At 63.9% G+C, this 17,416-nt stretch carries 19 protein-coding genes and 1 tRNA gene; 9 read left to right on the top strand and 11 right to left on the bottom strand.

All coding sequences use genetic code 11. The annotated features are described in order from the left end of the window. Positions 1-32: 32 nt before the first annotated feature. The 9 genes from GRI38_RS11965 to GRI38_RS13975 form a co-directional block, all read right to left on the bottom strand. On the bottom strand, positions 33-440 hold the full coding sequence (locus GRI38_RS11965) for a DUF3035 domain-containing protein (RefSeq protein ID WP_160684232.1): 408 nt from the start codon (positions 438-440) through the stop codon (positions 33-35). Position 441: 1 nt separating this feature from the next. Further along, complete coding sequence (gene lspA, locus GRI38_RS11960; RefSeq protein WP_160684229.1) at positions 442-993, bottom strand: signal peptidase II; 552 nt, start codon at positions 991-993, stop codon at positions 442-444. Continuing rightward, entirely contained in the window at positions 990-3,869 is a 2,880-nt protein-coding gene (gene ileS, locus GRI38_RS11955; RefSeq protein WP_160684226.1) for an isoleucine--tRNA ligase, read from the bottom strand. The genes lspA and ileS overlap by 4 nt, the downstream gene beginning before the upstream one ends. A gap of 7 nt (positions 3,870-3,876) precedes the next feature. Continuing rightward, the gene (locus GRI38_RS11950; protein WP_160684223.1) at positions 3,877-4,818 is read right to left on the bottom strand and encodes a bifunctional riboflavin kinase/FAD synthetase; all 942 of its coding nucleotides are present in this window, start codon (positions 4,816-4,818) and stop codon (positions 3,877-3,879) included. Next, positions 4,818-5,324 (bottom strand): dihydrofolate reductase, encoded by a 507-nt coding sequence (locus tag GRI38_RS11945; protein WP_160684220.1) that lies wholly within the window; start codon positions 5,322-5,324, stop codon positions 4,818-4,820. Before GRI38_RS11945 ends, GRI38_RS11950 begins: the two co-directional genes overlap by 1 nt. Further along, positions 5,321-6,388 (bottom strand): 5-(carboxyamino)imidazole ribonucleotide synthase, encoded by a 1,068-nt coding sequence (locus GRI38_RS11940; protein ID WP_160684217.1) that lies wholly within the window; start codon positions 6,386-6,388, stop codon positions 5,321-5,323. Before GRI38_RS11940 ends, GRI38_RS11945 begins: the two co-directional genes overlap by 4 nt. Next, entirely contained in the window at positions 6,388-6,879 is a 492-nt protein-coding gene (purE, locus tag GRI38_RS11935) for a 5-(carboxyamino)imidazole ribonucleotide mutase (RefSeq protein ID WP_160684214.1), read from the bottom strand. The genes GRI38_RS11940 and purE overlap by 1 nt, the downstream gene beginning before the upstream one ends. Further along, positions 6,880-7,566, bottom strand: coding sequence for a 2,3-diphosphoglycerate-dependent phosphoglycerate mutase (gpmA, locus tag GRI38_RS11930; RefSeq protein WP_160684211.1), 687 nt, complete (start codon positions 7,564-7,566; stop codon positions 6,880-6,882). 79 nt (positions 7,567-7,645) lie between these two features. Next, on the bottom strand, positions 7,646-7,798 hold the full coding sequence (locus tag GRI38_RS13975) for a hypothetical protein (RefSeq protein ID WP_202389972.1): 153 nt from the start codon (positions 7,796-7,798) through the stop codon (positions 7,646-7,648). Between the two features lie 98 nt (positions 7,799-7,896). Between GRI38_RS13975 and GRI38_RS11925 the strand changes: the two genes are divergently transcribed. From GRI38_RS11925 to GRI38_RS11895, 7 genes are all read left to right on the top strand, one after another. Further along, a tRNA-Thr gene (locus GRI38_RS11925) sits at positions 7,897-7,971 on the top strand. A gap of 152 nt (positions 7,972-8,123) precedes the next feature. Then, positions 8,124-9,347, top strand: a complete 1,224-nt coding sequence (locus GRI38_RS11920; protein ID WP_160684208.1) for an acyl-CoA dehydrogenase family protein — start codon at positions 8,124-8,126, stop codon at positions 9,345-9,347. A 19-nt stretch (positions 9,348-9,366) separates the two neighbouring features. After that, complete coding sequence (locus GRI38_RS11915) at positions 9,367-10,452, top strand: CaiB/BaiF CoA transferase family protein (RefSeq protein ID WP_160684205.1); 1,086 nt, start codon at positions 9,367-9,369, stop codon at positions 10,450-10,452. Next, positions 10,449-11,348 carry an MmgE/PrpD family protein gene (locus GRI38_RS11910; protein ID WP_160684202.1) on the top strand — a complete coding sequence of 300 codons (900 nt, stop codon included), beginning with the start codon at positions 10,449-10,451 and terminating at the stop codon, positions 11,346-11,348. Before GRI38_RS11915 ends, GRI38_RS11910 begins: the two co-directional genes overlap by 4 nt. Then, complete coding sequence (locus tag GRI38_RS11905; RefSeq protein ID WP_160684199.1) at positions 11,345-12,100, top strand: enoyl-CoA hydratase/isomerase family protein; 756 nt, start codon at positions 11,345-11,347, stop codon at positions 12,098-12,100. The genes GRI38_RS11910 and GRI38_RS11905 overlap by 4 nt, the downstream gene beginning before the upstream one ends. A gap of 62 nt (positions 12,101-12,162) precedes the next feature. After that, a complete protein-coding gene (locus GRI38_RS11900) occupies positions 12,163-12,684 on the top strand; it encodes a PH domain-containing protein (RefSeq protein ID WP_160684196.1) in 522 nt (173 codons plus the stop codon). After that, entirely contained in the window at positions 12,681-14,324 is a 1,644-nt protein-coding gene (locus tag GRI38_RS11895) for a PH domain-containing protein (protein ID WP_337191287.1), read from the top strand. The genes GRI38_RS11900 and GRI38_RS11895 overlap by 4 nt, the downstream gene beginning before the upstream one ends. On the opposite strand, the gene GRI38_RS11890 is transcribed toward GRI38_RS11895, so the two are convergent. Then, positions 14,321-14,623: a GNAT family N-acetyltransferase gene (locus GRI38_RS11890; protein ID WP_160684193.1), complete on the bottom strand. Its 303-nt coding sequence runs from the start codon at positions 14,621-14,623 to the stop codon at positions 14,321-14,323. The two genes, GRI38_RS11895 and GRI38_RS11890, sit on opposite strands and share 4 nt — an antisense overlap. A gap of 53 nt (positions 14,624-14,676) precedes the next feature. Here GRI38_RS11890 and GRI38_RS11885 point away from each other — a divergent pair, with 53 nt between their 5' ends. Next, positions 14,677-15,690 carry a threonine aldolase family protein gene (locus GRI38_RS11885; protein ID WP_160684190.1) on the top strand — a complete coding sequence of 338 codons (1,014 nt, stop codon included), beginning with the start codon at positions 14,677-14,679 and terminating at the stop codon, positions 15,688-15,690. Beyond that, on the top strand, positions 15,687-16,625 hold the full coding sequence (locus GRI38_RS11880; RefSeq protein ID WP_160684187.1) for a DMT family transporter: 939 nt from the start codon (positions 15,687-15,689) through the stop codon (positions 16,623-16,625). Before GRI38_RS11885 ends, GRI38_RS11880 begins: the two co-directional genes overlap by 4 nt. Here GRI38_RS11880 and GRI38_RS11875 read toward each other — a convergent pair. Next, a complete protein-coding gene (locus tag GRI38_RS11875; protein WP_160684383.1) occupies positions 16,608-17,384 on the bottom strand; it encodes a Rossmann-fold NAD(P)-binding domain-containing protein in 777 nt (258 codons plus the stop codon). The two genes, GRI38_RS11880 and GRI38_RS11875, sit on opposite strands and share 18 nt — an antisense overlap. Positions 17,385-17,416: the final 32 nt, after the last annotated feature.

Genomic DNA, 17,416 nt, shown 5'->3' with positions numbered 1-17,416 from the left:
GGCGCGGGGGGTCGGTGTCCTTACCATGCGCCCTATTGCGGGATGACTGCCTGCGCGAACTGGCCGTTGCCCGAAGGGGCGGCGATGATGTCGCGCGTCACCGTGCCCTTGGCGACGGTGTTGGTTTCCGGATCGCCGACGGAGGACCGGATGCCCGCTTCCGCTGCACCGGCGCGGTCGAGCGCGCTGGTTTCCACGCCGCTGCGCGGTGCGGTTCCGCCGAACAATGCCTCGAGCGTCTGCTCCGCTGCCGAATCGGCAGGGCGCGGCGCACCCTGGGAGGGCGGAACGACGTTGAAGTCCGGCGGCACGACGAGCGGCGCCTGACGCTGCACGGCGAATTCGTCGGGCCGTTCGCGCTCGAGAAAGCCGGTGCTGCCGCAGGCGGCAAGGCCGAGGGAAAGAGCGCCCGCAAGCGCGAATTTGCTCATATTCGTCATATCAGTTCTCCGCGCCACGGGGCGCATGGGTCGGCGTGTCGTCTTTCGCGGACGCCTTCGCAACGTCGTCATTCTGACGGACGAAGAAGGCGCGCACAAGGATGATTACGACGCCGATGGTAATGGCGGCATCGGCCAGGTTGAAGATCAGGAAGGGGCGGAACTCGCCGAAATGCAGATCGGCATAATCGATGACGTAGCCGAGCGAATAGCGATCGACGATATTGCCGAGCGCGCCGCCCAAGATCATGGCGAGCGCGATGATATCGCCGAGCAGCTTCTCGCGCAGCATCCAGACCGTCACGACGCAAGCGATCGCGGCGGTGACAAGGACGAGCGCCCAGCGCATCTCGATGCTGGTCGCCTCGAACATGCCGAGCGAGACGCCGTAATTCTGCGTCCAGCGCAGATCGAAGAACGGGATCAGTTCGATGACCCGCTCCTCGCGCAGATTGAGCGGTCCCGTGACATAGGCCTTCAACCCCTGGTCGAGGATGAAGATAATCGCTGCCAAAGCGAGGCCATAGACGCGATATTTGGCGATGCGTGTCATGCCGCTTCGTCCAGCTGCGCGACGACGTCCTCGCAGCGGTCGCACAGCGCCCCGTCCTCGGGAACGCTGGGCAGCAAGCGCCAGCAGCGGCCGCATTTGTGATTGTCGGTCTTCGTCACGGCGATTTCCTGCCCCCGCTCGACTGACGCGGTGATGAACAGTTCGGCAAGTTCCGCATCGTCGAAGCCTGCGGGAACGGCGCTTTCGGGCACGGTGACTTCGGCTTCCAGCCCGGACCGGATGATCTTCTCGCGGCGCAGCGGCTCGATCGCTTCCATCACGTCCTCGCGCAATGCGCGCAGAGCTTCCCAGCGGGCGGTGTCCATGCCGCTGACGTCGGGCAAAACCGGCCATTCGAGCAGGTGAACGCTGCCGCCTTCATCGACGGTTTGCGGATAGCGCGTCGTCCAGACTTCCTCGGCCGTGAAGACGAGGACCGGCGCGGCATAGCGGACGAGCGCGTGAAACAGCACGTCGAGCACCGCGAGATAGGCCTCGCGCTTGGGATCCGCGGGGCCGTCGCAATAGAGGCAGTCCTTGCGGATGTCGAAATAGAAGGCGGAAAGATCTTCGCTCGCGAATTCGGTCAGCGCGCGGACATAGGCTCCGAAATCGTAATCGGCGACGGCCTGGCGAAGGCGTTCGTCGAGGGCTGCCAGTTCGCCGAGCATATAGCGTTCGAGTTCGGGTAGCTCACCGACCGCGATGGGGGCGTAGGTGCCGCTAGACCCCTTCTCGGTGCCATTGTGCAATTCGTCCCGTTCGGGCAGCGCACCGAGCAAATAACGGAACGTATTCCGTAACTTGCGGTACTGATCGCCGACGCCTTTCAGGATTTCCTCGCCGATCCGGTGGTCTTCTGTGTAATCGACGGTCAATGCCCAGAGGCGGATGATATCGGCGCCGTATTGCTCCATGACGGTGAGCGGATTGACGGTGTTGCCGAGCGACTTGGACATTTTCATGCCCTTCGCATCCATCGTGAAACCGTGCGTTAACAAGGACTTGTATGGCGCGTGGCCGCGCGTCCCGCAGCTTTCGAGGAGGGAGGACTGGAACCAGCCGCGATGCTGGTCGGAGCCTTCGAGGTAAAGGTCAGCCGGGCTCGACAATTCGGGCCACTCCTCGCTTTCAAGGACGAAGGCATGGGTCGATCCGGAATCAAACCACACGTCGAGGATGTCCGTAACCATCTCGAATTCCTCGGGATTTCGGTCCGGTCCGAGAAATTCCGCGGCGCTGTTCTCGTGCCAGGCGTCGACTGTTTCACGTGAAATAGCTGCGGCGATGCGCTCGTTCACTTCCCGATCGACGAGCAGTTTGCCCGTTTCGCGGTGAACGAACAGGGCGATGGGAACGCCCCAGGCCCGTTGCCGACTGATGAGCCAGTCGGGCCTGCCCTCGACCATCGAAGCCAGCCGATTGCGCCCTTTTGCCGGGATGAAGCGGGTATCCGCTATCGCCTGCATCGCTGTTTCGCGAAGGGATTTGCCGTCCAGATGTTCCTTCGGCTCGTCGATGGCGATGAACCATTGCGGCGTGCAGCGATAGACGACCTTGGCCTTGGAGCGCCAGGAATGGGGATAGGAATGGCGGTAATCCGCGCTTGCCGAGAGCAGCGCACCTGCTTCGCGAAGGTCGCTGCAGATCGGTCCGTCGGGCGCGTTGAAGGGTTTGTTGATGACGCTGCGTCGCCGTTCGTCATCGCCGCCGAGCCAAGGCCAGTCGTCGCGATAGCGCCCGTCCGCCATGACCGCGAAAACGGGGTCGATGCCGTGCTTGCGGCACAGTTCGAAGTCGTCCTCGCCATGATCGGGGGACATATGGACGAGGCCTGTGCCGCTGTCGGTCGTGACGAAATCGCCCGCGAGCAAGGGCCGCGGCGTCGCGTAGAACCCGCCGAGATGCTGCATCGGATGGCGAACCATAGTTCCGGCAAGGTCGGAGCCGCTGCCCTGCCAATCGGTCAGGACGTCCCTAGCATCGATTCCAAGACGGCCCAAAGTCGCTGCTTTCAGGTCGGAAGCGACGAGAATATGACTGATTCCGAACCGTTTCTCTTTCGGCAAACGATTGAGATGGAGAAGCTCGTACTCGACATCCCGCCCATAGGCCAAAGCCTGGTTGACCGGGATCGTCCACGGCGTCGTCGTCCAGATCACCGCATGCGCGCCGACCAGCTCCGCAATGGGCGACTCCATGATCTCGAAGGCGACGTCGATCTGCGGGCTGTCGGTCAGGTCGTGATATTCGACCTCGGCATCGGCCAGCGCGGTTTCCTCGACCGGCGACCACATGACCGGCTTCGCACCGCGATAGAGCTGCCCTGTCTCTGCGAATTTGTGGAGTTCGCGCACGATCTGCGCCTCTGCCTCGGGGCGCATGGTGAGGTAGGGCTTGTCCCAGCGCCCGCCAATGCCGAGCCGCTTCAGCTGCTCCTTCTGGACCTCGACCCAATGCGCTGCATATTGTCGGCATTCGGCGCGGAATTCCGCGGGCGGCACGTCCTTCTTGTCGCGCTTCTTTTTGCGATACTGCTCCTCGACCTTCCACTCGATCGGCAAGCCGTGACAGTCCCAGCCCGGCACGTAAGGCGCATCCTTGCCGAGCAGCGTCTGCGTGCGAACGACGGCGTCCTTCAGCACGTGATTGAGCGCATGGCCGATATGCATGTCGCCATTGGCGTAGGGCGGACCGTCATGGAGAATGAACTTCTCGCGGGCTGTTCGCGCCTCGCGCAGCCGCTCATACATGCCGATCTCGTCCCAACGCTCGGCGATGCCCGGCTCCTTCTGCGGCAGGCCGGCCTTCATCGGAAAGTCGGTCTTCGGCAGGAAGACGGTGTCCTTGTAATCGCGCTTCGTATTCTCGGTCATGCTGGCCCTAATTCGCTTGGGCGCCGCTTAGAGCCCTTCGCGCATCCTCGCAATCCTTCTCCATCTGCGCGACGAGCTCGTCCAGGCTGTCGAATTTCGCCTCTGGCCGGATGAAGCGGTGGAAGGCCACCTCGATTTCCTGCCCGTAGAGATCGCCCGTAAAATCGAAGAAATAAGGCTCAAGCAGCTCCTTGGGCGGTTCGAACTGCGGACGAATGCCGATATTGGCCGCACCGTTCAGCCGCTCGCCTGTGGCGAGGATCCGCCCCGTCACCGCATAGATGCCGAAGCGCGGGCGCAGATAGTTCTCGATGGTAAGGTTCGCCGTGGGATAGCCGATTTCGCGGCCACGCTTGTCGCCATGTTCGACGATCCCGCGAATGGCGAAAGGGCGGGTGAGGAGGCGGGTCGCTTCCTCGCAATTCCCTTCGCGCAGGGCCGCCCTGATACGGCTGGAGGAGATGATCTCCTCCTCCGACTTCACTGCTCCGACGGTGCGTGTTTCGAGGCCCAGCCTGCCGCCGAGGTCGCGCAGCATGGCGACATTGCCCCTGGCGCCCTTGCCGAAGGTAAAGTCCTCGCCGGTCACGATGCCATGCGCGCCGAACCGTTCGACGAGGATATCGGCGATGAAATCCTCTGCACTCGTTCCTGCCAACTGCCCGTCGAAGTGAAAGACGAGCATCGCGCTTGCCCCGGCGGCGAGGTAAAGTTCCTGCCGCTGCTCCAGCGTGGTCAGGCGAAAGGGCGGTACGTCGGGCTTGAAGAAGCGGACGGGATGAGGGTCGAACGTCGCGATGATGGCGGGTCGTCCCTCGGCCCGCGCCCACTCGATGGCCTCTCCCGCGACCGCTTGGTGCCCCTTGTGGAAACCGTCGAAGTTGCCGAGCGCGATGATCGCGCCGCGCAGGGATGCCGGAATCGGCTCGCGATGATCGAGCCAGCGCATCAGGAATTGCGTTCCGCGCCGGCCCGGCCATAGGTCAGGAAGGAGAAGGCCGGCTTGTCGCTCTCTGCCTCAAAATCCTCGCGTCCGACAATTTCCCATTCGGCCCCAAGCGGCGGCATGAAGACGTCGCCGTCGAAGTCGGCATGGATCTGTGTCAGTTCGACGCGGTCGGCGCGAGGCAGGAAGACGTCGAAGATGGCGGCACCGCCGATGACGGCAATCTCCTCACCATGATTGGAGGCGAGAGCCAGGGCCTCCTCCAGCGACTGGGCGCGTTCGCAGCCTTCCGTTTTCCAGCTTGTCCGGCGGGTCAGCACAATATGGGGACGGCCGGGCAACAGCCCCGGCAGGCTTTGAAAGGTCTTGCGCCCCATGATCATCGGCTTACCCATCGTCAGCGCCTTGAACCGCTTCAGGTCGGCGGGCAGATGCCAGGGCAGGCGTCCCTCCTTGCCGATCGCCCCATTTGCGGAGCGCGCATAGACGAGAAAGATGGAGCGGCTCATGCACCCGCCCCGTTGCGCTCGAGCCGGGTGACGTGGCCCATCTTGCGGCCCTCTCGCGCTTCGCTCTTGCCGTAGAGATGCAGGTGGCAGTCGCGTGTCCCGAGGCAGCTCGTCGCATCCGCGAACCCGTCGCCGATGATGTTGTCCATCACGATGCGCGCTGCCGTCAGCGCGGTATCGCCCAGGGGCAGGCCGCAGATCGCGCGGATATGGTTTTCGAACTGGCTCGCGACGGCTCCCTCGATCGACCAGTGGCCCGAATTGTGAACGCGCGGGGCCATCTCGTTGAAGACCGGACCGTCGGCAGTCGCGAAGAATTCGAGCGTCAGGACGCCGACATATTGGAGGGCATCGGCGATCTTCCTGGCGAGTGCGCGCGCTTCGTCGATCTGTCCGGCAATCGCAGCGGGTGGGGGCAGGGTGGAGCGGGCGAGAATGCCGGAGCGATGCTCGTTGGCGGCGCTGTCGTAGAAGCGGACTTCGCCATCCTTGCCGCGCACCAGAATGACGGAGAATTCCGCTTCGAAAACCACGAAACCTTCGTAAATGAGCGGGTCCATCGGCAGATTGAGCGAGGACAGCGAAGTGCCCGCATCGATGCGCCACTGCCCCTTGCCGTCATAACCGTCGCGCCGCGTCTTCACGATGCCGGGCGTGCCGATCCGTTCGAGCGCGCCGCGAAGATCGTCATGTTCCTCCAGCGCAACATAAGGTGCTGGCCGACCGCCGAGTTCTTCGACGAATTGTTTTTCGAGCAGGCGATCCTGCGCCACTTCCAGCGCGCGGACCGGCGTGACGAGCTTGTCCGCGATCGCGTTCAGCGGGGCGGTCGGCACGTTCTCGAATTCCCAGGTCACGACGTCGCATCGGGCCGCGAAGTCCGCCATCGCTTCGGCATCGTCCCACGGTTTCGCGATCCAGTCCGCACTGAGTTCGGCGGCAACGCTGTCGGCTTCCGGCGAATAGGTGACGACGCGATAGCCGAACTGCGTCGCGGGTACGGCGAGCATTCGCCCAAGCTGTCCTCCGCCGAGGATGCCGATGGTACTGCCGACGGCGAGCATCAGTCTGTCGGACGCTCCGCCACGCCTTGCGTTTTCGCCTCGCGATAGGCCTTCAGTCGTTCGGCGAGCGCCGCATCGGAAAGCGCGAGGATCGAGGCGGCAAGGATACCGGCATTGGTCGCGCCGGCCTCTCCGATTGCCAGCGTTCCGGTGGGAACGCCGCCGGGCATCTGAACAATGGAGAGAAGGCTGTCGAGGCCGGACAGGGCCTTGGAACGTACCGGAACGCCGAGCACGGGCAGGTGAGTAAGCGCAGCGATCATGCCGGGCAAATGGGCCGCGCCGCCCGCCCCTGCGATCACGACATGGAAGCCCTCATCCGCCGCCCCCTTGCCGAATGCATGAAGGCGGTCGGGCGTCCTGTGAGCGGATACGATGCGCGCATCGTAGGCGACGTCCAGCTCGCCCAGCACCTCGGCAGCGCAGCGCATGGTCGGCCAGTCGGACTGGCTGCCCATCACGATCGCGATTTTCGCCTCTCCGCCGTTCATTCAGCCGTCCTTGAGATAATAGCGTTCGCCGGGCTTCATCGCATCGTCGAACTCGTAGACGATCGGCTGACCGGTCGGAATCTCGAGGCCGGTGATGTCGTCGTCCGAAATGTTCGAGAGGTGTTTTACGAGCGCACGCAGGCTGTTGCCATGCGCCGAGACGATGACCGTCTCCCCGGCAGAAAGCATCGGCAGGATCGAACTGGTAAAATAGGGCAGGACCCGCTCGATGGTCAGCTTCAGGCTTTCCGCCTTCGGCACAGGAATGCCGGCATAACGCGAATCGTTCGATAGGTCGTAGCCGCTGCCCTCCTCGATGTCAGGCGGCGGCACGTCGAAGCTGCGCCGCCAGATATGGACCTGTTCGTCGCCATGCCGGTCGCGCGTCTCCTGTTTGTCGAGACCCGTCAGTCCGCCATAGTGCCGCTCGTTCAGGCGCCAGTCCTTCGTCTCGGGAATCCAGAGACGGTCGGCCTTGTGAAGTGCGATGTGCAGGGTCCGGATCGCCCGCGTCTGGAAGGAGGTGAAGGCGACAGTCGGCAGGACGCCGCGCTCCTTCAGCAACTCTCCGGCAGCGGCGGCTTCCGCCTCGCCCTTTTCGGTGAGATCGACGTCCCACCAACCGGTAAAGCGGTTTTCCAGGTTCCATTGGCTCTGGCCGTGCCGGACAAGGATCAGTTTCGCCATGGGTTCGGGCCTGCCTTCATGCGTCGTTCGTGTTCGGGTCGGGCGCTTGCGTTACAATCGGCAGACCAATTTGCAAGGTCTATGGCGACCGTTCACGAGCATCGCCGTCTTCCGCTTCGCTCAAAGTCGCATCGTCCATCGCACGGGCCTGTGCCTTGCGCCGCTTCAGATTGGCACGAAGCTGCGCGGCAAGGCGTTCTTCGCGTTCGTTCCTGTCCGCCGGTTTGGTCATGCATCATTCCTAGGCGATCAGGTGGCCGCATCCAAGCTTTGCTTGACATTGTCCGCCATGCTGACAATAGCGCAGCCGCTCCGATTGAAGCGGGATATGCTGCTGTAGCTCAGTGGTAGAGCGCACCCTTGGTAAGGGTGAGGTCGGGAGTTCAATTCTCCCTAGCAGCACCATTCTCCCGCCCATCGGCCTTTCCCTTTTGCAGACAGCGCAACGCGGCCGGCTTCGATTCGCGGATCGGGCCAAACCGCTTGCACCATCGCGTCGAGTCAATAAGACGGACCCGCCGACAGGTCTCGAAACGCAATCGAACGGAGCCTCAACCATGGCCACTGCCGCCTCCGATCCTTCCGCGCAAGGGCGCGCCGACCCGGGCTCCGCGGTGCGAACGATCGATCCCGCCGACGAGCAGGCTTTCCTCGATGCGATCGAGACATGGGTCGCGCGCGAAGTGGTGCCATCGGTCAAGCGCTACGACCATGCCGACGAATGGCCCGGTCCGCTCGTCGAACAGATGGCGGAAATGGGGCTGTTCGGAGCGACGATTTCAAGCGAATATGGCGGCCTCGGCCTGCCCGCGACGACCTATGCCAAGATCGTGATGGCCATTTCGAGCCGCTGGATGGCGGTCACCGGCATCATCAATTCGCACCTCATCATGGCTGCGGCGATCGAACGGTTCGGGACTGAGGACCAGAAGCGAAAATGGCTGCCGAAACTGGCGAGCGGCGAATTGCGCGGCGGTCTAGCGCTGACCGAACCCAATGCCGGAACCGATCTTCAGGCGATCCGCACGGTCGCTGCGCAGCAAGCAGATGGCAGCTATCGCCTCAACGGCACCAAAACCTGGATCACCAACGCCATTCACGGCTCCTGCTTCGCCCTTCTCGCCAAGACCGATCCCGCCGCCGATCCTCGCTATCGCGGCATCAGCCTGTTCATTGTCGACAAGCGGGAGGGCGAAAGTGGACTGTCCACGGGCAAGAAGTTCGACAAGCTCGGCTACAAGTCGATCGATACGGCGGAATTGATTCTCGACGATTATCTCGTGCCGCAGGACCACTTGATCGGCGGGGTAGAGGGGCAGGGCTTCTTCCAGGCGACCGGCGGCCTCGAACTCGGGCGGATCAACGTCGCAGCGCGCGGAGCGGGGGTGGCTGAAGGCACGCTGAAACTCGCGGCAGACTACGCGCAGCAGCGCGAGACGATGGGCAAGCCGATCGCACAGCATCAGGCGATCCAGCTGAAGCTCGGAGAAATGGCGACCCGCGCACGTGCGGCGAAGCTGCTGACGCTCGACGCTGCCGAAGCTTACGACAAGGGTGAGCGGTGCGACATGGAGGCGGGCATGGCGAAATATTTCGCGTCCGAGGCGGCAGTGAAGAACAGCGAGGAAGCCATGCGCGTCTTCGGCGGATACTCCTATTCGAAGGAATATGACGTCGAGCGGTTCTATCGCGACTCGCTGTTCATGTGCATCGCGGAGGGGACGAACGAGATGCAGCGCATGATCATCGCGAAACAGTATCTGAAAGCCAATCCGGCATGATGCCGGGCTGTTACCGTCCATGACCGGCAAGCTCTCCGGCCTGACGGTCGTCGATCTGACCCAGTTCCTGCCGGGTCCGATGATGACGATGATGATGGCGGAGCAGGGCGCACGCGTCGTGAAGATCGAGCCGCCCGGCGGCGACCCTGCCAGAATGCAGGAGCCGTTCGAGAACGGCCATTCCATCTGGTTCGCAAACTGCAACCGCGGCAAGGAAGCGCGGATCCTCGACCTCAAGACCGGGGCCGGGAAGGACGCACTTGCACAGTTAATTCGCGAGGCGGACGTGTTCGTCGAGGGGTTCCGGCCCGGCACCATGGCGCGGCTGGGGTTCGGATACGAGGCGGTTCGCGAACTGCGCCCGGACATCGTCTATTGCTCGATCTCGGCCTTCGGACAGGACGGCACTTTGTCGCAGCATCCCGCGCACGATCTGGCGGTTCAGGCGCTGGCAGGCTTCCTCGCGGTCAATGACGACGATGAAGGTCGCCCGGTCGTGCCGGGGGTCGCAGCGTCGGACATGGCGGCCGGACTGACGGCGCTTGCTGCGGTAACGATGGCGCTGTTCGGCAGGGAGCGCAGCGGCGAGGGCGCCTATATCGATTGCGCCATGTTCGACGCGCTTCTGCCGTGGTGCGCGCATACTGCGGGCAGCGCGATCGCCGGCGGCGCGGCTCCGCAATCGACTAATCAGCGATCGCTCGGCGGTGCGGCACTGTATCGCGTCTACGAGACGAAGGACGCGCAACACATCGTGCTCGGCGGACGCGAGCTGAAATTCGCGCGCAACCTGCTAACCGCTCTGGAGCGAACCGATCTCCTTCCGTTTGCAGAGGCGCCTGCAGGGCAGCAGGGGCCTTTGATCACGTTTCTCGAAGAGACCTTCGCCCAGCAGACCCGTGCCGAATGGATCCGCTGGTTCGCCGACAAGGATGTCGCCTTCGCCCCGGTCCTCGATTTTCGCGAGGCGTTCGACGAGCCCCATGTCGCGGAACGGGGCCTGCTGTCGCGCTCGCAGGACGGAAGTCATAACATCGCACCGGCCATTCGCTTTGCCGGGCAGGATTGGAAACCGGGCGACGTTCCACAGATGGACGACCGATGAGCGATACGATGCTGGCCGCAATCGTCGCTCGACTGTCGCCTGAACCGGGCGAGGAAGAACGCCGCATTGCCCGCATCCTGCTGCTCGACTGGCTGGCCTGCCTTGCCGGTGCGCGGACCCACGAGGCGGGTGCGCTGGGCGGAGCGATCTCGTCTGCGGCGTGGGAGAAAGCGACCTATCCCGGCAATGCGCTCGGCCTGTCCGACCGCCACCCGGCGAGCGGTATCAGTCCCGGCCCGTTCATCTGGCCAGCCGCGATAAGCCTGCCGAGTGCAGGAATGCAGCAACGCCTCGACGCCGCGATCCGCGGCTACGAGGCGAGCATTGCTATTGCCGCGCTGTTCGACGGGCGCGACACAGGCTCCTGGAACGTGTCTGCCGCCGCGGGAATGTTCGGCACGGCAGCGGCTTTCGGTTCGCTCATCGGATTTGCCGGCATCGAGTATCGCAATGCCTTGGGCAATGTCGCCGCCGTTGCCGGATTGCTCGCTCCCGCCCGGACAAGAGACGTGCTCACCGAGCAATGGCAGACCTACCATGCCGTGCGCACCGGGCGCGATGCAGCGCTGCACGTCCATTACGGCGCGACCGGCTCCGACACGTTGCTCGACGGCGAATTCGGCCTCATTGCGGCTATGTCGGGATCCGAGGAGGCGTTGCCGGAAACCATAAGCGATTGGGCGATTGCCGGCGTCGGAGTGTTGCCGGTCATGGCGCTTCAGGACGCAGAAAACCTCGCTGACCGACCGGACGCGGCCTCGGTATCCGACAAGGTTCGGCACCTGACGAAATTCGGCGAATTGCCGGACGAGGAGGCGGACAAGGCGATCGGTCTGGCGTTGGAGAGCGACGATGTTGCAGCGCTCGACAATCTGTTGCAACGCTGGCTCTCATGACGGTCCGGCTCGAACTCGACGGCGATTGCGCGCACCTGCTGATCGATCGGCCGGAGCGGCGCAACGCGATCGACCTTGCCATGTGGGAAGAGGCTTTCATCCTCTTGCGGCAAGTCGAGGCGAACGACCGGCTCCGCCTCCTCGTCCTGCGCTCCGCGAATGGCGGGACCTTCAGCGCGGGTGCCGATCTGAAGCAGATGCGCGAGCATCGCGGCGATCCGGAGTGGGCGGCGGCGAACCAGGCGGCCATCAATCGCGTGCAGAGCAAGCTCGCGCGGGCCCGCTGCGCGACACTAGCCTTTGTCGAGGGCGACTGCATGGGCGGAGGATGCGGGCTGGCGCTTGCCTGCGATCTGCGCATAGCGACATCGGCGGCACGGTTCGCGATCACGCCGGCGCGGCTCGGTCTCGTCTATCCGCTGCATGACGTGAAGCTGCTGACCGATCTGGTCGGACCGGGTCATGCGCGGCGGCTGCTCTTCACCGGCATGGCGGTCGATGCCGACGAAGCGCTCCGCATCGGGCTCGTCGAGATGGTGGCCGAGGATTACGTCGAAGTCGCAGAGGCTATCCGTGCGGCCAGTCCGCGCTCCGTCCAGGCGATGAAGCGCTTCGTGCAGCGCGTGCTCGACGGCGAAGGGGCGGAAGACCGGCAAAGCCTCGACATCTTCGCGCAGGCATTCTCCGGACCCGATTTTGCGGAAGGCGCACGCGCTTTCGCCGAGAAGAGACCGCCGAAATTCTCCGACTGATCCGCCGGGCCGGGAAGGCTTCGCTCTTGCCAAAACTGCCGCCTTTTATCAGACAGGCGGGCATGGACGAAGCAGGCGCAATAGAGGGCGGCGCAATACCGCACGAAGGGGCGGTAGTCGAGCGACAGGATGAGCTGACGCCTTTGCATCCCGACCACGTCAAGGTGCTGCGGATTTCCGCTCTATTCTATCTCGTTCCCCTGCTCATCGCCGCCATCGTGTTTGAGCTGATCGGCTTTGCCCCGGCCGGGATATTCGTCGTGCCAGTGCTGGTCCTCGCGGTGTTGATCCTCTGGAGAGTGCCGCTGCGCCGCTATCACGCGAAAGGCTATGCGATGGGCAGCGACCGGTTGCGGGTCGTGCGTGGGCTGTGGTTTCGGAGCGACACGGTCGTCCCCTTCGGCCGGGTCCAGCATATCGACGTGCATCAGGGTCCGGTCGAGCGGCATTACGACCTCGCAACGCTCGTTCTACACACGGCGGGAACGCATAATTCGTCCGTTGCATTGCCGGGCCTGCTGAACGAGACTGCACTGGAGATGCGCGAGACGATCCGAGAGCGCATCAAGCGGGACACGATGTGATCGGGCCGGACGAGGAAGCCCGACCTGATCCGCTTGCCGGGGGCGATCAAGCCCGCGTCATCAAACTCGACGGCACGGCCCCGTCGCGCGCCGCCACGATCGCAAATGACGGCGAGGAGCAGCGCACCGACCCCAAGGGCTTCATCGCCAGTGGAGCGAGCCTTTCCTCAAACATGCTCCTGCCGCTTCTCGCTCTTGGCTACACGTTCAGTTCGGACGGCATCTCGATACCCTTCATCCTTTCGATGTTCGGTATTTTCCTCTGCGCGGCCATGGCGCTCGCCTATCTGAGCTGGCGGCGCCTTACGTACCGGGTCGGAGAGACCGATATCCGCGTGACGAGCGGCATCCTTTCGCGGCAGGCGCGGTCGGTCCCTTACGAGCGAATTCAGGACGTCAGCGTGGAGCAGTCGCTGGTCCCGCGACTGCTCGGCCTCGTCGCGATCAAGTTCGAGACGGGCGCCGGCGGCAAGGACGAACTGGCGCTCGCCTATCTGGGCGAGGCCGAAGGAGAGCGGCTGCGCGAACTCGTGCGCGAACGCCGCGACGGGCAGGCCACTGCTGCCCTAGCGAGCGCCGATGGTGATGCCGAGGCCGTGCCGGGTGACGCGGGCGAAGTCATCTTCGCGATGGACAGGCGGCGCGTGCTGACATTCGGCTTCTTCGAGTTCTCGCTGGCCGTCGTTGCGGCTGCCTTCGCAGCTGTGCAGCAATTCGATTTCGCCTTGCCTTTCGACATTTACGACTTCGATGCCTGGCAGGATCTTCTCGCAGGACCGGGCGCGGCACTTTATGGAATGGGGGCGATGGCGCAGGTCGTCGGCGGGATCGTGGCGGTCCTCAGCCTCGTCCTAATTGGCCTCGTCACGGGGCTCGTCCGCACGGTGCTGCGCGAATGGGACTTCACCCTGCTGCGAACCCCGAAGGGCTTCCGCCGGCGGCGCGGGCTCCTGACGCGGACCGACGTCGTCATGCCCGTCCACCGCGTACAAGCTCTGAAGATCGCGACCGGCGTCATCCGGCGGCGGTTCGGCTGGCATTCGCTGAAACTGGTCAGCCTCGCGCAGGATAGCGGCGGGGCGAGCCACGACGCTGCCCCCTTCGCCAGAATGGAAGAGATCGAACCGATCGTGCGCGCGGCGGGCTTCGATCCGGTTCCGGCAGCGACCGAATGGCGCCGCGGCAGTCTCAATCACGCCAAGGATGCGGCGTTCGTTACGGCTTTGCTGCTCCTGTCGATCGCCGGCGCAATTGCCGTTTTCCTGTTGTTCGGCGGGCAGGACATTGCGCGCGGATACTGGCTCGTTCCCTTCGGCCTCCTGTGTCTTTCAGGAGTGCTTGCCGCCTGGGAGATACTTGGCTGGTCGAAGCGGTTGAACGCTCTGGACGATCACCAGCTATATTTCAGACGCGGCATTCTTGCGGGCAAGACGGACATCGCAGATCGGGCCAAGCTGCAATCGGTCGAGATCTCGCGCGGTCCCATTGCGCAACGGCGCGGCTATGCCACCTTGAAGCTGGGTCTCGCGGGAGGCTCCTTCGTGCTCGAAGGCCTGCCGGTCGAACGGGCGCATGAATTGCGCGAGGCTTTGCTCGAAAGCATGACCAGAAGCGATTTTTCGGTCGTGGTCGCCGCCTAGAGCGCCCGAAGATCGCTCCATTCTGGATGCTCGTCGAACTTCTTTTCGACATAGGAGCACTGCGGAACGATCTTGAAGCCTTCCTGCCGTGCGTCTTTGATCAGCGCGTCGACCAGGGCGGCGGCAATGCCCCGACCTCCGATCTCCTTGGGAACGAGCGTGTGGTCGGCCACGCGGACATTCTCTCCGCGCTTCTTCCAAGTCAGGCGGCCGATTTTGTCGCTATTCGACAGATGAGCGCGATATTCGCCCTGCGATCCCTCGTCGTGATGCCGGATTTCAAGTCCTTCGTTGCTCATGCAGAAAATCTCCTTCTTGCCAAGAACGCCGCGCCCTCTACAGCCGTTCCGCCATGAGCGCCGATCGCCCCAAGCTGTTCCTCTCCGACAATTCCGCCAGTGTCCATCCCGCCATCTGGGAGGCGCTGCGGCGCGCCGACGAGGCCGATACGCCCTATGACGGCGATGCCGTTTCGACCGGGCTGGACGAGCGCATGGGGGAAGTGTTCGGGTGCGAGGTCGCGGTCCTCTGGGTGGCGACCGGAACGGCTGCAAACTGCCTTGCCCTTGCCACGATGGTACAGCCGCATGGCGGCGTGGTATGTCACGAGGAAGCGCATATCGAGATGGACGAAGGCGGCGCGCCCGGTTTCTACCTTCACGGTGCGAAGCTGCTGACCGTTCCGGGCGAGGGCGCGAAACTGGCGGTAGCGGATGTCGCGGCCCGGCTCGATGCGATCCGCGATGATGTTCACCAGGTGCAGCCACACGCGCTTTCCGTGACGCAGGCGAGCGAATATGGCCGCGTCTATCGGCCCGAGGAACTGATGGCGCTCGGCGAACTGGCACGGACGCGGGGACTGGGCTTTCATGTCGACGGTGCGCGCTTCGCCAATGCCGTCGCGCATCTCGATTGCGAGCCGATCGACGCCGTGGGCGCGGCGCAGGCTTTGTCCTTCGGCTTCGTCAAAAATGGCGGAATGACGGCGGAAGCCATCGTCTTCTTCGATACCGGCCTTGCCGACGTCGCCCGCTATCGCCGCAAGCGAGCGGGGCACCTGCAATCCAAGGGACGGTTCCTCGCCGCGCAGATCATGGCCATGCTGGAGGACGACATCTGGCTTGCCAATGCGCACCATGCGAACGCCGCCGCACAGGAAATCGCCGGAGCGTGCGGTAATCGGCTGCTGCACCCGGTCGAGGCGAACGAGATCTTCGTGACGACCACGCAGGAAGAGCGAGACGCGATCCGCAGGCAGGGCTTCGACTTTTACGACTGGGGCCGGGACGCTGCCCGGTTCGTCACCGCCTGGAACACACGCGATGAGGACGCGCGCGGTCTTGCCAAGGCCATCGCCAATCTATGACGGACGACACCGCCGAGCAAAGCCTGCTCCGACCGCGCATCGTCGTACCTTTTATCCTCACGGGCATCATCTGGGGTTCGACCTGGTGGGTCATTACCGACCAGATTGCCGGAATGCCGCCGAGCTGGTCGGTCGCGATCCGCTTTGCCGTCGCCACGCCCGCGATGTTCGTCCTCGCAAAACTCATGCGGCGCAATCTTGCCATCGGGCTCAGCGGACAGTTGCTCGCGCTCGCCATCGGCATCACGCAGTTCTGCGGCAATTTCAATTTCGTCTACCGTGCCGAGCAGCATCTGACCTCGGGCATCGTGGCCGTGATGTTCACCATGCTTATCGTCAGCAACGCCGCGTTCGGCTGGTGGCTGCTGGGCCAAAGAATCACCCGCAACTTCGTCCTCGGAACGCTGGTCGCGCTCGCCGGTATCTCGCTACTGCTGATCCACGAGGCGCGCCTGTCGCCGCTGGGCGGCAGCATCCCGCTCGGCATCCTTTGGGCCGTTCTCGGCATCCTTGCGGCCAGTATCGCCAACGTCGTGCAGGCGAACCAGACCGGGCGCGCGCTGCCGATGGTCAGCCTGCTGGCATGGTCAATGCTCTACGGCACCATTGCCGATTTCGCGCTCGCCTGGCTGACCGCCGGTCCGCCCGTGCTGCCTGACCGTGCCACGTTCTGGCTCGGTATCGGCTGGCTGGCGCTCGCAGGAAGCGTCGTGACCTTCCCGCTACACTACACCCTCGTTCGCGAGATCGGCGCGGGGCGGGCAGCCTATAATGGCATCGTGACGGTCATCGTCGCCATGCTGCTGTCCACCCTGTTCGAGAATTATCGCTGGAACCCACTGACGATCCTCGGAGCGCTGCTCGCGCTTGCCGGCCTCGTCATCGCACTGCGCGCCCGGCAGACCCCGCCGCCCGCACTAAAGCAGGCTGCGTAGCCCCTCGCGATAGGTCCTGTAGCGCGGACGCCAGCCGAGCACCCGCTTCGCCTTGCCGTTCGCTACCCGGCGGTTTTCGGCATAGAAGCGGCGAGCCATATCGCTGAGGCCCGCCTTGTCCATCGTCTGCAGCGGCGGGGGCGCCATGCCGAGCAGGCGGCAGGCTTCCTCGACCACCCTGTTCTGGCTCGTCGGCAGGTCGTCGGCGATGTTGTAGGCGCCTGACGGAGCGGCAACACCCGCAATCACTGCCGATACGATATCGTCCACATGGATGCGACTGAAGACGTGGCCGGGCAAGTCGATCCGGTGTGCGCTTCCGTTAGCGACGCGATCGAGGATGCTGCGGCCCGGACCGTAGATACCCGGCAGGCGGAAGACGTGCGCACCCAGCTTCACCCATAAAGCATCGGCTTCCGACCGAGCAGAGCGGCGGCCCGTTCCTGTCGGGCTGGCTTCGTCGACCCAGGCACCCTGCTGGTCGCCATAGACCCCGGTGGAAGATAGATAACCGTACCATGCCCGGCCGAAATCCCGGCCATAAGTGCTGAGGACGGGATCGAGGCCGCTCTCCCGGTCGGGCGGAACGCTGGAGAGAACATGCGTTGCCTGCGCCAGTTGCTCACGCACCGCCTCGGCATTCTCGAAGTCGATGTCGCCGTCGCTGCCGGTGGCGGCTACCGTCCAGCCATCTTTCCTCAGCGCTGCGGCAATGCGCTTCGCCGTATATCCGAGGCCGAAAATGAACATCTGCGCCATCGCCGCGTTGTTACTCACAAAGGCTTCGCTGG

Origin of the sequence: Parapontixanthobacter aurantiacus (genome assembly GCF_009827635.1) — a bacterium.
Lineage (GTDB): Bacteria > Pseudomonadota > Alphaproteobacteria > Sphingomonadales > Sphingomonadaceae > Parapontixanthobacter > Parapontixanthobacter aurantiacus.
Note: the sequence above shows the minus strand (reverse complement) of the source record. Positions and strands in the feature narration are given on the sequence as shown.

Coding starts and splice junctions, on each gene's coding strand:
- GRI38_RS11920 (WP_160684208.1), top strand. CDS start 8,124: ATGGCCACTGCCGCCTCCGATCCTTCCGCGCAAGGGCGCGCCGACCCG.
- GRI38_RS11880 (WP_160684187.1), top strand. CDS start 15,687: ATGACGGACGACACCGCCGAGCAAAGCCTGCTCCGACCGCGCATCGTC.
- GRI38_RS13975 (WP_202389972.1), bottom strand. CDS start 7,798: ATGACCAAACCGGCGGACAGGAACGAACGCGAAGAACGCCTTGCCGCG.
- GRI38_RS11965 (WP_160684232.1), bottom strand. CDS start 440: ATGACGAATATGAGCAAATTCGCGCTTGCGGGCGCTCTTTCCCTCGGC.
- GRI38_RS11885 (WP_160684190.1), top strand. CDS start 14,677: ATGAGCGCCGATCGCCCCAAGCTGTTCCTCTCCGACAATTCCGCCAGT.
- GRI38_RS11910 (WP_160684202.1), top strand. CDS start 10,449: ATGAGCGATACGATGCTGGCCGCAATCGTCGCTCGACTGTCGCCTGAA.
- GRI38_RS11950 (WP_160684223.1), bottom strand. CDS start 4,818: ATGCGCTGGCTCGATCATCGCGAGCCGATTCCGGCATCCCTGCGCGGC.
- ileS (WP_160684226.1), bottom strand. CDS start 3,869: ATGACCGAGAATACGAAGCGCGATTACAAGGACACCGTCTTCCTGCCG.
- GRI38_RS11940 (WP_160684217.1), bottom strand. CDS start 6,388: ATGCTCGCCGTCGGCAGTACCATCGGCATCCTCGGCGGAGGACAGCTT.
- GRI38_RS11905 (WP_160684199.1), top strand. CDS start 11,345: ATGACGGTCCGGCTCGAACTCGACGGCGATTGCGCGCACCTGCTGATC.
- GRI38_RS11945 (WP_160684220.1), bottom strand. CDS start 5,324: ATGAGCCGCTCCATCTTTCTCGTCTATGCGCGCTCCGCAAATGGGGCG.
- GRI38_RS11875 (WP_160684383.1), bottom strand. CDS start 17,384: ATGGCGCAGATGTTCATTTTCGGCCTCGGATATACGGCGAAGCGCATT.
- purE (WP_160684214.1), bottom strand. CDS start 6,879: ATGAACGGCGGAGAGGCGAAAATCGCGATCGTGATGGGCAGCCAGTCC.
- GRI38_RS11890 (WP_160684193.1), bottom strand. CDS start 14,623: ATGAGCAACGAAGGACTTGAAATCCGGCATCACGACGAGGGATCGCAG.
- gpmA (WP_160684211.1), bottom strand. CDS start 7,566: ATGGCGAAACTGATCCTTGTCCGGCACGGCCAGAGCCAATGGAACCTG.
- lspA (WP_160684229.1), bottom strand. CDS start 993: ATGACACGCATCGCCAAATATCGCGTCTATGGCCTCGCTTTGGCAGCG.
- GRI38_RS11915 (WP_160684205.1), top strand. CDS start 9,367: ATGACCGGCAAGCTCTCCGGCCTGACGGTCGTCGATCTGACCCAGTTC.
- GRI38_RS11900 (WP_160684196.1), top strand. CDS start 12,163: ATGGACGAAGCAGGCGCAATAGAGGGCGGCGCAATACCGCACGAAGGG.